The sequence below is a fragment of the Robertmurraya korlensis NBRC 107688 genome (genome assembly GCF_001591645.1).
In the GTDB taxonomy this organism is placed as follows: Bacteria; Bacillota; Bacilli; order Bacillales; family Cytobacillaceae; genus Robertmurraya_A.
In genome coordinates, this window is the sequence record NZ_BCVH01000002.1 from 86,221 (window position 1) to 98,145 (window position 11,925).

Here is an 11,925-nt window from a genome sequence, read left to right on the forward strand (position 1 = left end):
ATTTGACAAGCATTTTAAAGGGAATTGATCAATCTCTTGACCAATTCCCATCTATAGAAACGCTAAAAAAAGAGGCCTAGGATACTCTTTTTTCCAGCGATAACCCCCGTTGTATCTTTTATTGTTACCCTACAAGAAGAAAGTATTTGTGACAATGACTGACAAGGCAGGAAAAGAAACAAGAGCGGTAGATTTTTTTTATGAAATCGCTTATACTAAGATTGATTAGGAGGGGTAGTTGTGAACGAATTTGAGAAAAATGTGCAAAGTAAACGTAATGATGCTGTTGATTCTGGTGTAGGATTCATCGTTTCCTTCGGATTTTTTGCAACTTTATTTATCATTGCAACTGTCATTAAACTCGTAGGGGCATAATGGTGCTGTTCTGCTACATAAAACATAAGGAGACTGCTATAGCAGTCTCTTTTTTATTTGATTGGTATACCATATGATATATGTTTTGAAAAGGTTCCTGCCTCTTGCTCGAAAGTATAACTAATGGCACCATCTGTATCTGTTCGGAAGACTTTTATGTTTCTCGCCTTTAACCGATCCAGCACTTCTTGATGTGGATGTCCAAACCTGTTGGTCTTCCCAACAGATATTATTGCCACCTTCGGCTTGTATGCCTCTAGAAGATGCGCTGATGTGGAGCTTTTGCTACCATGATGTCCTATTTTTAATACATCCACAGGCAATGTTGGATATTCCTTTAATAGCTTTTCTTCTCCCGCTTCCCCTAAATCTCCAGTAAACAACCAGTATAGCCCTCCGATTTTCACATGAATAACAATTGAATTATCGTTTCTATCCTCTAGTTCCAAAATAGGATTAACGATTTTATAGATAGATCCATTTTCTGCCCAACTCATTCCATTCTTCACAAAAATGACAGTGGTTTTCATTTCTCTTGCAACCTGAATTAATTCATCTTCCAACTTGGAACGATTTGAAACATACGGAAGGATTAACTCCTTTACCTTTATTGTTTGTAATACAGATTTTGCTCCACCAATATGATCCATATCACCATGCGTTAAAATAAGCTTATCGATGGCACTTACCCCTTTCCCTTTTAAAAAGGGAATTAGAATATCATTTCCGACTTCAAAAGGATACTTCTGCTTTTCCCATTCCTCATCTTGAAACGAAACTATTCCCCCTGTATCAATTACATATGTTTTTTTATGAAATCCGTCTTGAATGACTATACTGTCACCTTGACCAACGTCAACAAACGTGATCTGCCCAGTGAAAGAAAAATGAGATAGGCCATAGGAGAGAATGAGGGTGGATAACAATGGGATGGCGGAAAGCAGTTGCACTTTCCAGGTCTTACCTGTTTCCCATTTGTAGAGTAAAAAGGCGATACAACATATGAGGATAACGATTATCCACATCGAGGGACGACCAATCGTTACTGTTTGGAAAGGAACTGAGGCTAGCCCAACTGTTAATTGGTTTAACAAAGAAAGCGTATAGTGTACTGGGTCTATCATAAAAGAGACATGTTCTCCAAAAATAAGAAAGAGGAAAAACAGGACGATAAAGAGGGGGTTAATTATAATAGAGAAAACTGGAATATAAACAAGATTTGCCAATAAGGACAATAGGGAAAATTCATAAAAGTTATATAGGACAATGGGAAGTGAACTTAACTGAGAAATAAATGATGCCTTTATTAAGAGGGAGAACGGGCCTCTAGAAGGCTTTAATAAACCTTTTGTGGATAGGAGAAGTGCGAAGGTAACGCTGAAGGAGAGTTGAAATCCTATGTCAAATAAGATATAAGGAGAAACAAATACGTAAACCATAAATGTGATACTGCAAATATCAAGACTAGCCAATCTTGAATGTGACAGTAGCCGTAAAAACAAAAATACAAACATCATCATCGCTGCTCGAAATACAGAAGGAGAGGCTCCTGACAGATAAATAAAGATTGGCAGGTACAGAAGTAGAATGACAATCATTCGTTCCCTTGTCACTCCTGCACGAACACCAACATAATGGATCATGCTCACGTAAAGAGCTACATTGGCTCCAGATATAGCTAATAAATGGATGATTCCGAGTTTTTGATACGATTTTTCTAAAGCTGGATCGAGTATCTGTCTTTCTCCAAATAGTAATGCACTTGCTAAGGATGCTACAGTATTAGGAAAATAAAATTCCAGTACCGCAATAGCTCTTTGTCTTTGCTTTTTTATCAAAAGAAGTGGTCCATTCCGTTCGTTACATTCCCCCCATTGATCAACAACTAGTTGCCAATGAATCTGATGATGGTTTAAGTAAGATTGGTAGTCAAAAGCATTAGGATTTCTTTGCTCATTGACCCTATTTAAGCTACCTGTCACACGACATGTATATCCAAGCAGTCTTTCATCATCAAACCTAGCTTTTTCCTTCTCAGTCTTCATTCGGTATTTAACTAATAATTTTTCTCCCGTAATATCCTTAGCATAACCGGAAAGAAGACTCCCATTTAGCGTCACTTCATCTTGAAATGAGACAGAAAACCGCGTCTTATTTTGTTTAATTACAGAATGGTTTCCAATTATATCAATCCTTGCCTTCGTATAAAATATAAGGACAATTACTAAAATGAAAATAACCTCTTGTTTCGTAAAACGCTTATAATACAAACAAAGAATCAACAACAGAAAAAGCGAGACACTAATCATAATATTTGTCTGAAAGGCAATAACCAGAGCTAGAAAAGAAGCCATTGCAAAATAGACCCATCTTCCTCGCACAATTATCACCCCCAGACATATTTGAATTAAGGTTACTTATCCTTGAATATTCCAACTTAAACGCCCCGAATGATCGTTCGCATTGTGAAGCTCATTTTCAATATCCATTTCTAGTTTTATTGCTTCTACATGACTAATTCGGAGAAGATGATAGCAATATTCATGGTTTTTATAATCGTGTGTGTAATAAATTTTTGTAATACCAGCTTGCAGAATCTTTTTCATGCAGTGTATGCAAGGAAAATGAGTGACATAAATTTGACTTCCTTTTGTGGAAACTCCTTCAAGTGCGCATTGAAGAATCGCATTTTCCTCTGCATGCAAGCATCTCAAACAGTGATTATCTACCACGTAGCAGCCCGCATCAAGGCAGTGATCATCTCCACTAATGCCACCATTATAGCCGGTCGAAATAATTCGATTATTTTTAACCAAAACTGACCCTACATTCAAACGATTACATGTACTTCTCATACTTATAAGATGTGCGTTTAGCATAAAGTATTGATCCCAAGTTAAACGGTCCTTCCTCATGTCCCCACTCCCGATTTCTCATTTTCTACTAGTCTAAGGGAAATTGTCGAATTTAGTCAATGCTGTTATTTGACAATGATACGTTCCTGTAGCTTCTCAAATGTCTTATCACCAATACCCGTAACAAGCTTTAAATCTTCTATTGTTTGAAATAAACCGCTATCTTCACGATAAGCTATGATGGCTTCTGCCTTGGATGGTCCAATTCCTGGGAGATTTTGCAATTCATCCAAACTAGCCACATTAATATTAATTTTGCCTTCATCTTTACTATTAGACGATTGTGTTACACTTGAGGATATAATCGCGTTCTCCCCTTCCTCTCCGATCAAAGGGATGTACACTACCATTTCATCTATTAGGCGCTCGGCAAAGTTAATTTTCCCCTTATCAGCTCCTTCCTTTAATCCACCTGCTTTCTCAATTAAATTGATTACTCTTTCGTCCATCATCACTTCGTATACACCTGGATTTTTTACTGCTCCTTTTACATCCACCAATATTTTTGCATCAGGTTCCTGAACAATCTTTTCTTCTGTTCCCTCGGTTTCTTGTTGTTCCTCACTAGGAATCGTCCAGCCATCTTCCTCTTTTTTATCGGTTATAGGGCTGGAAATAAAAATAAGGAGACCAATGGCTAGGACACATGAACCCAAAATAAACCATTTATACTTTTTTACAGAGTCAATCATCTTGTTGCTCCTTTCATGGAATATTTACAAATGTAGTTACATACTTTTATATGAGAATGCTTGCTTTGTGAAGGAGGGAAGTACAATGAAAATCGGAGTGATTGGTACAGGGAATATGGGGAGAATATTAATCGAGGCACTTCTTGACGGAAAAGCCATTTCCCCTTCCTTTATGAATGTAACAAATCGAACGCTTAGTAAAGCAATGAATATAAAAGAAGTGTATAATGACATCGCCGTACTTTCTGATGCTAGAAGCGTAGCAAGAGTATCAGATGTCCTATTCTTATGCGTAAAACCAAAGGACATTCATAAGGTATTAATGGATATTAAACCGTTTTTACTATCAGAAAAATGTGTTGTTTCAATCACTAGTCCTATAAGTGTTGATCAAATTGAATCAGTGGTTGACTGCTCAGTGGCGAGAGCTATACCAAGCATCACCAACCGAGCATTAGCAGGAGTGTCTTTACTGACGTTCGGAGATAACTGTACAGAGGAATGGAAGGATAGGCTTCTCCAACTATTTGAGGCAATTTCCACACCGGTGTCCATAAGTGAAGATATTACGAGAGTAGGATCAGATATCGTTAGTTGTGGACCTGCATTTTTCAGCTACTTAACGCAAAGATTTATTAATGCTGCAGTAGCAGAAACAAAAATTGATGAAGCAACTGCAACGACTCTCGCTAGTGAAATGTTAATAGGACTTGGGGAATTACTACGTAAAGGATTTTACACCCTTCCTACCCTACAACAAAAAGTTTGTGTAAAGGGTGGAGTGACATGGGAAGGAATCAAAGTGATGGATGCAGAGCTTGGAGATGTGTTTGAGCACCTATTTCAAGCAACTCATACAAAATTCGAAGAAGATGTTTATGAATCACAAAAACAGTTTCCAATAAATAATTCTCTAAAGAAATAATGATTCCTGCAAATGAATAGAAAAAAACGGCTGATTTTTTTAATCAGCCGTTTTTTCTGCCTGCTTTTTAGCTAGAAAGAAAATTCTTTCTGCCTCAGAAGATATGTGGCCGTCCGTAAAATCAGCGAAAGTCTCTACTACATAAAATCCACTTGCTTCTAACCAATTTTTATAAACCTCTACCGGAAATGTTCTCTGACTATGAAATTCATCATATCGATCATATTTCCCGCTCTCGTCATCATGAACAAAGAATGTAAGCTCATGTTCAATACTAAGTGGATACTCTCCCTGGAAGCAATTCCAAATATAACAAATATCCTCATCGTCATGGGTAAAGGTTTGATTCATAAAAATATTCATGATTTTATGAACGGAATGAACATCGAATAAAAGAAACCCATCTTCATCAAGCAAATTAGAGATTTTCCCAAACGTTTCAATAACTTCTTCTTCCGTCTGGAGGTAATTTAAGGAGTCACAAAATATCCCGACAATGTCGAAACTCTCATATAAATCAAGTTCAACCATATTTTGTTGATAAAAAGGAAGCTTTAACCCATAGCTCTCAGCTTTCATGTGGGCGACCGTGAGCATGTCCTCTGATAAATCGACACCTGTTACATCAAATCCAGCTTTTGCAAAGCGTACAGATAACTCACCTGTGCCACAAGCTAAATCAAGGAGTTTTTTTCCCTTACATCGATATTTGCTCGATTTTTCCGTTACGATAGACACCCATTCATCGTACGGTACATCCTTCATTAATTCATCATAAAGGTAGGCAAATTTCCCATACGTCATTGAGTGAGAACACTTTCCATATTTTCTATTGGTGCGTCACCCCATAAGCGTTCGAGGTTATAGTAGCTTCTTTCGTCCCTATGGAATATATGGGCAACAACGTCCCCTAAATCAAGAAGGATCCATCTTGCTTCATCAAACCCTTCCATTCTTTTTACGTTGTATCCATGTTCCATTGCCTTTTCCTTCATTTCTCTAGCAATCGCTTGAACCTGTTTGTCAGAGTTACCGTGGCAAATAATAAAGTAATCAGAGATTAACGAAATGCCCTGCATATTTAATACAACAATATCCTCTGCGTGCTTATCATCAGCAGCCTTTACTGATGTTTCTAATAATTGACGATTGGTCATCCAATCAGTCCTCCTTTATATGAATAAAATAGTTATACGTTTCAAGCGTTAACGGAAAAACTGCACGTTTCTTTTTTACTAAGAAAATAATTGAATTTTGAATGGATAGTAGCAAAGCTTCATTCAAATTCTTATTCGCTACTTGTCTGACCTCATCAACACCAGGAAACTGTCTTCCTGGTTCAATATAATCAGCTACATAAATGATTTTTTCAAGCAAAGACATTTGCGGCCTACCCGAGGTGTGGTAACGAATGGCCTCTAGCACTTCATGATCATTGATGCCAACTTCATTCTCCACTAGATAAGCACCAACTGGCGCATGCCATAGTTCGCTGTTATAGAATAGCAGTTCCTCTGGCATTCTTTCTTGTATAATGATTTGCTTCATTTCTTCCTTTGGACGAAACTTAGCATAGTCATGAAAGATTGCAGCCAACTCAGCTTGTTTCTCATTTGCCCCATATTTCTTTGCCAGCTTTAACGCTGTTTCTACTACCCCTAGTGTATGTTGGTAACGATGGTCGGTTAATTGCTCTTTAACAATCTCTAACGCTTTCGCTCGCTCCATATAACTGATGCTCCTTTATATATTGTATGACGGAGTCAGGGGTAAGATAATGAATAGTATTCCCATTCTTTACTCTTTCTCTAATTAAGCTAGAAGAGACGGCAAATTCCGGAATATCTAGGAAGATAACCGGATAACTTGTCTGCAATAGGTGGTCTGGTCTTTGCACTCCGACAAAAGTAACAAGTTTGATTAAATCGTCAATTTTATACCAATTTGGTAAATATTCAACCATATCTGCCCCGATGATAAAATAAAACTCTGTATCATCATTTTTTTCTTGCAGAAGCTTCATCGTGTCATACGTATAGGAAGGACCACTCCGTTGAAGCTCTATTTTCTCCACTTTAAAATGGCCATGATTACTTATAGCCTTCTCAAGCATGGCCACTCTGTCAATTGTACTAGTTCCACTAGTTGATTTATGTGGTGGCTTTGCATTAGGTAAAAACCATATTTCATCGAGACCTAAGGAATATAACACTTCATTTGCAATGAGCAGATGGCCATTGTGGGGTGGATCAAAGGTTCCCCCTAAAATTCCTATTTTCCTCATATGGACCTCCTTATTAAGGAAGCTGTAATTGTTTATTTTCCTCTGACTCTTTATATAAAACAATGGTTGAGCCAATTACTTGAACAAGCTCTGCCTTACAACCTGATGATAACTTCGCTGCTACTTCATCCTTATCCTCATCACAGTTCTGCAACACACTTACCTTAAGCAACTCCCTAACCTCTAATGCCTCATTAATTTGTTTAATCATGTTATCGTTCACTCCACCTTTACCTACTTGAAAAATAGGGGTTAGGTGATGTGCTTTTGAACGTAAAAATCTTTTTTGTTTACCAGTTAACATTCTGTTCCTCCTAATTGTTTTAACACCAATTTCTCCATTCTCAACTGATCCGGAAGAATTCCGGTCCATTTTTGAAAAGCTAATGCTCCTTGGAGAACGAACATATCAATCCCGTTTTGTATACGTGCTCCTTTTTCCTTTGCGGAACGTAAAAACAACGTTTCAAGTGGGTTATAGATAATATCACTTACAAAACTATTTTCTTTTAAGTTATGTAAAGAGAGCGGTTGGCATTCTACATTCGGTGCCATACCTATCGATGTTGTTTGAATAATAATATCATAATCGCCCAATTGTTTCTCAGCTTCTTCCCGTAGTACTACGTTGGAGGTAACTGTATATGGACATTGAGCAATAAGTTCCACTGCTTTTTCACGTGTACGATTGGTAACATCAATATTTTTAATTCCCATTGAAGCTAATGTAAAATAAATGGCTCTTGCAGCCCCACCAGCTCCAACAATGAGAATTTTGCACTTGGAAAGATCAGGAATAATATTCATAATTCCTCTCACTGATCCTTCCCCATCTGTATTGTAACCAACAAATTCGCCATTCTCATTTACAACAGTATTGACTGCACCAATTGCTTTTGCTAAAGGATCTAAGCGATCAAGCATAGGAAGAATGTCGACCTTGTGCGGAACAGTGACATTAAAGCCACTGACCTGAATCGCTTTTAACCCTATGACCGCTTTCTGTAAGTCTCCTTTTCTCACATGAAGTGCCTGATAATGAGCTTCTATGCCATAAATGCCAAACAAATCATTATGCATAGCAGGTGACATAGAATGAGCTATCGGATCCCCTATTACTGCATACAACTTTTTCAAAATATCCCTCTCCCTTGTTGTAGCTTGAGAGCACTTCATGAGGTAGGTCAAGCTGATTTACTCAAAAAGCTATTTTATATTAGTGATTTTCTAATCATTGCATGAACGCCCTTAGGGACATACGCTGCAATCTTCACTCCTGCTTCGTTTATGGTGATCCAGCCTAAGCCAGAAAAGACGATATCTGTTTTTTCTTCTTTAATCATAAATTCGTGACGAACGAGGGGTGGGAAATCCTCCAACTCGTCTACTCTAGGTGGTGATAGCATTTCACCAGCATGTTTTTTGTATAAATCATCTGCATGATCAAGTTTCGTACGATGAATATGAATCTCATTAGAGAAATGACAAATAAACGACTGTCTCCCCCCACTAATGAAATCAAATCTCGCAAGCCCTCCAAAAAATAATGTTTGTCCTTCGTTTAATTGAAAAACTTTTGGCTTTATTTCCTTTTTTGGAGTAATAATTTTCAAGTCTTGTTTACTCACAAAGTGAGCCATTTGGTGATGATTAATAATTCCTGGTGTATCAATTAGGTGCTTCCCATCAGAAAGGGGAATTTCAATAATATCAAGAGTCGTCCCTGGAAAATGAGAAGTTGTAATCACATCCCCTTCTCCCGATACTTCCTTAAGGATTTGATTAATAAACGTTGATTTCCCAACATTTGTACAACCAACTACATAGACATCTTTACCCACTCGATACTCGTCAATTGCTTCTGCTACTTCCCTAACAAAATGACCTTTATGTGCGCTGACCAAAAACACATCTTCTGGATGTAAACCAAGTTTTTTAGCTTCTCGCTTCATCCATTGGATCACTTTATTTGGCTTTACCGAGTGAGGAAGAAGGTCCACCTTATTCCCAACGAGTAGGATTTTGTTCTTTCCAACAAATCGATGTAATCCTGGTAGCCAGCTGCCGTTAAAGTCAAAAATATCGACAATCTTTACAATCAGTGCATCGGTTTGAGATAATCCATTTAGTATCTTTAAAAAGTCATCATCTGTTAAACTTACGTCTTGAATCTCATTATAGTGTTTTAAACGAAAACACCGTTGGCAAATAATTACTTCTTTTTCCAGTGCAGATGGAGGCGCATAGCCTAATGCCTCTCTATCCTCTGTTTGTATATTTACCCCACAGCCTATACACGAAAACTGTTCACTCAAAACTTAATCCTCCCATACAATCATTCCTTTTTTACGAAACCAGTTCAGTATTCTCCGCTCAACTAAACGATTAAACTTTGTCACAAAGCCATCTGTTGAGGCAACAGGTACAACAAGAATAGTATGCAGCCCACTGCGATTTCCTCCCAGAACATCCGTTAGTAACTGGTCTCCAATAACCACCGTTTCATCCTTTGACGTTCCCATTTGCTTCAAAGCCTTTTTAAATGCCCTTGCTAGTGGCTTACGAGCTTGGAAAATAAAAGGGATATTCAGTGGATCAGAAAAAGCCTTTACTCTTCCTTCATTATTATTAGACACAATTGTCACGATAATATTATGTTTTTTCATTTCCTCAAACCATTTAACCAGGTTCGGTGTAGCATTTGGCCGATCCCATTCGACAAGAGTGTTGTCTAAATCTGTTATAATCGCCTTTACTCCCATAGCTTTTAGACTTTCAGGAGTAATATCAAAAATACTTTTGACATGCTGATCTGGCAAAAACTTTTTAAGCATTTCTTACACCTCATTAAATTAATGAAAATTTTTCGACAAATTTCACGTTCCTTCAACACTGTGGATAACTTTATACACAAAACTCACACTGTAATAAAAAGGAATTACTCTTTTATAAACAAATTAATCACAAGTTATCCACCATAACTTGTGGATAACAGAACGGTTGTTCTGTTATGTTAATTTTGATAGAGTAGAAGTACAGAAACATAGCCTACATTTTATGATGAATCACTATAAAGTAGAACCAGTTAACTAGAAAAGAAAGGTGTGATTTCCATTGCGTAAATTATCAGATGACTTACTTGTTGAATCGTATTATAAAGCGAGAGAACTACAACTAAGCAAAGATTTTATTTATTTAATCGAGACAGAAATTCACCGTCGTTCATTAACTCACAAAATCATTTTGTAATAGCCCTTATTGGGGCTTTTTTCTTTTACGCTCACAAAACAATATCATTTCTCTTTTAATAACGCAATTCTTTCCCCTACTTTGATAGGGAATGGAAGCGATTTTCCTAATGTTGATTGAATGGAGTCTTTCTCAAACAATAAGACTACCGTAGATCCAAATGTAAAATACGCCAGTTCCTGCCCTTTTTCTACATGCTCATGCTCATGAATAACTTCAATGGAGTTTACAAACATGGCTCCCACCTTCACAACTGCTATATGACCCATTTTGTGTTGAATTTCGGTAATTGTCCGATAATTTTTGGAAAGAGTACTTTTCCCATACTTTAAGCCAAGTCGATTGACTGGATATGATTTTTCTCCAAGTGTCCACCTCGCTGTGACACTTCCAGCAATCGGACTATGTATACGATGGTAATGACTCGGGCTTAAGTACAAAACCATAAAGGTACCATTTATGTATTTCTTAAGGACAGCATCATTACCTAGCATCTCAAGCATCGAGTATGTTTTGCCCTTCACCTGAATCATTTTCTCTTCTGAGATACGTCCAACCTCCTCCAGTACGGCATCTACTGGACTTGTTACAGCTTGCGCGTCCTGATCAATGGGTCTCATTCCACTCTTTAGCTTTCGTATAAAGAAATCATGAAGTGTAGGGAATTCCTTAATTTCGCCTTCCATTTCCTCGGTATTAATATTATAAGTCCTTGAAAAGTGGGGAACAACCAAACGACTCATATGTGACGTAGCAAACCTCTTTAAAAGATTTGATGACCATTTGCCATTTGTTAATTCAATCATAAAACGATAAATTGTTTGAAACAATGGATTGACCTCCGTATTGGAAAATTCTCTCTCGATAAACGAATAAAACAAGTGAACCAATCATTACTTATAATTAGGATGTTTTTATCCATTTTGGTAAAGGGGTGAGCCATATTTGTTTTTATTGACTGTGCTCGATCAAACGATGAAAAAATTAAAGATTCAAACTGCCAATCTTTTAACTATCATCAATCTCTTTCTTGGTGGGTTCGCAGTGATTGAGAGCATTAAAGGGAATTTAAATTTGAGCCTTTTATTAATTTTTGTTGCCGCTTTCGTCGATCGGTTTGACGGAATCGTTGCCCGAAAACTTCAGATTGAATCAGAACTTGGCAAACAATTAGATTCCATGAGTGATATTATATCATTTGGTGTCGCTCCTGCACTATTGATTTATCAAGGAATATTATTTGAGTTCAACATTCCTGGAACATTTTTTGTGATTTTTTATATCGCATGTGGTGCGTTTCGACTTGCACGCTTTAATATTAGTGATAATCAAAGCTACTTTACAGGTTTACCAATTACAGCTGCTGGATGTTTATTGACCTTTAGCTACCTAATGCTCCCAATTTTCTCTCCTGAGCTGTTCCTCTTTTTCATTATTATTCTTTCTTTTTCCATGGTTAGTCCCTTTAAAGTAAAAAAAATATAG

16 protein-coding genes are annotated in these 11,925 nt (G+C 37.2%); 4 read left to right on the top strand and 12 right to left on the bottom strand.

The features are described 5' to 3' along the window. The first annotated feature begins 240 nt into the window (after positions 1–240). Positions 241–375 carry a YqzM family protein gene (locus BKO01S_RS23810; RefSeq protein ID WP_084361972.1) on the top strand — a complete coding sequence of 45 codons (135 nt, stop codon included), beginning with the start codon at positions 241–243 and terminating at the stop codon, positions 373–375. 53 nt (positions 376–428) lie between these two features. Here BKO01S_RS23810 and BKO01S_RS05295 read toward each other — a convergent pair whose 3' ends face one another. The 3 genes from BKO01S_RS05295 to BKO01S_RS05305 all read right to left on the bottom strand — a co-directional run bounded on the left by BKO01S_RS05295 (position 429) and on the right by BKO01S_RS05305 (position 3,982). After that, on the bottom strand, positions 429–2,756 hold the full coding sequence (locus tag BKO01S_RS05295; protein WP_066049870.1) for a DNA internalization-related competence protein ComEC/Rec2: 2,328 nt from the start codon (positions 2,754–2,756) through the stop codon (positions 429–431). 36 nt (positions 2,757–2,792) lie between these two features. Continuing rightward, positions 2,793–3,290, bottom strand: a complete 498-nt coding sequence (locus tag BKO01S_RS05300; RefSeq protein WP_066049873.1) for a ComE operon protein 2 — start codon at positions 3,288–3,290, stop codon at positions 2,793–2,795. A gap of 65 nt (positions 3,291–3,355) precedes the next feature. Beyond that, positions 3,356–3,982 (bottom strand): helix-hairpin-helix domain-containing protein, encoded by a 627-nt coding sequence (locus tag BKO01S_RS05305; protein WP_066049876.1) that lies wholly within the window; start codon positions 3,980–3,982, stop codon positions 3,356–3,358. An 85-nt stretch (positions 3,983–4,067) separates the two neighbouring features. Between BKO01S_RS05305 and comER the strand changes: the two genes are divergently transcribed. After that, positions 4,068–4,907 carry a late competence protein ComER gene (comER, locus tag BKO01S_RS05310; RefSeq protein ID WP_066049880.1) on the top strand — a complete coding sequence of 280 codons (840 nt, stop codon included), beginning with the start codon at positions 4,068–4,070 and terminating at the stop codon, positions 4,905–4,907. A gap of 39 nt (positions 4,908–4,946) precedes the next feature. Here the strand turns inward: comER and BKO01S_RS05315 are convergent, their stop codons facing one another. The 8 genes from BKO01S_RS05315 to BKO01S_RS05350 form a co-directional block, all read right to left on the bottom strand. Next, positions 4,947–5,711, bottom strand: a complete 765-nt coding sequence (locus BKO01S_RS05315) for a class I SAM-dependent DNA methyltransferase (RefSeq protein WP_066049882.1) — start codon at positions 5,709–5,711, stop codon at positions 4,947–4,949. Beyond that, positions 5,708–6,064, bottom strand: coding sequence for a ribosome silencing factor (rsfS, locus tag BKO01S_RS05320; RefSeq protein ID WP_066049887.1), 357 nt, complete (start codon positions 6,062–6,064; stop codon positions 5,708–5,710). The genes BKO01S_RS05315 and rsfS overlap by 4 nt, the downstream gene beginning before the upstream one ends. A gap of 4 nt (positions 6,065–6,068) precedes the next feature. Further along, positions 6,069–6,635 (bottom strand): bis(5'-nucleosyl)-tetraphosphatase (symmetrical) YqeK, encoded by a 567-nt coding sequence (gene yqeK, locus BKO01S_RS05325; RefSeq protein WP_066049890.1) that lies wholly within the window; start codon positions 6,633–6,635, stop codon positions 6,069–6,071. Beyond that, positions 6,604–7,191, bottom strand: a complete 588-nt coding sequence (locus BKO01S_RS05330) for a nicotinate-nucleotide adenylyltransferase (protein ID WP_066049895.1) — start codon at positions 7,189–7,191, stop codon at positions 6,604–6,606. The genes yqeK and BKO01S_RS05330 overlap by 32 nt, the downstream gene beginning before the upstream one ends. Positions 7,192–7,204: 13 nt before the next feature. After that, entirely contained in the window at positions 7,205–7,495 is a 291-nt protein-coding gene (gene yhbY / locus BKO01S_RS05335; protein ID WP_066049898.1) for a ribosome assembly RNA-binding protein YhbY, read from the bottom strand. Further along, a complete protein-coding gene (gene aroE / locus BKO01S_RS05340; protein ID WP_066049900.1) occupies positions 7,489–8,328 on the bottom strand; it encodes a shikimate dehydrogenase in 840 nt (279 codons plus the stop codon). The genes yhbY and aroE overlap by 7 nt, the downstream gene beginning before the upstream one ends. A gap of 74 nt (positions 8,329–8,402) precedes the next feature. Beyond that, positions 8,403–9,506, bottom strand: coding sequence for a ribosome biogenesis GTPase YqeH (yqeH, locus tag BKO01S_RS05345; protein ID WP_066049907.1), 1,104 nt, complete (start codon positions 9,504–9,506; stop codon positions 8,403–8,405). A 3-nt stretch (positions 9,507–9,509) separates the two neighbouring features. Then, complete coding sequence (locus BKO01S_RS05350) at positions 9,510–10,025, bottom strand: YqeG family HAD IIIA-type phosphatase (protein ID WP_066049910.1); 516 nt, start codon at positions 10,023–10,025, stop codon at positions 9,510–9,512. 280 nt (positions 10,026–10,305) lie between these two features. Between BKO01S_RS05350 and BKO01S_RS23815 the strand changes: the two genes are divergently transcribed. Next, complete coding sequence (locus BKO01S_RS23815) at positions 10,306–10,440, top strand: sporulation histidine kinase inhibitor Sda (RefSeq protein ID WP_084361973.1); 135 nt, start codon at positions 10,306–10,308, stop codon at positions 10,438–10,440. Between the two features lie 44 nt (positions 10,441–10,484). Here the strand turns inward: BKO01S_RS23815 and BKO01S_RS05355 are convergent, their stop codons facing one another. Further along, positions 10,485–11,270, bottom strand: coding sequence for a phosphatidylserine decarboxylase (locus tag BKO01S_RS05355; RefSeq protein ID WP_066049913.1), 786 nt, complete (start codon positions 11,268–11,270; stop codon positions 10,485–10,487). Positions 11,271–11,385: 115 nt separating this feature from the next. Here BKO01S_RS05355 and pssA point away from each other — a divergent pair, with 115 nt between their 5' ends. Then, positions 11,386–11,925 (top strand): CDP-diacylglycerol--serine O-phosphatidyltransferase, encoded by a 540-nt coding sequence (gene pssA, locus BKO01S_RS05360; RefSeq protein WP_066049915.1) that lies wholly within the window; start codon positions 11,386–11,388, stop codon positions 11,923–11,925.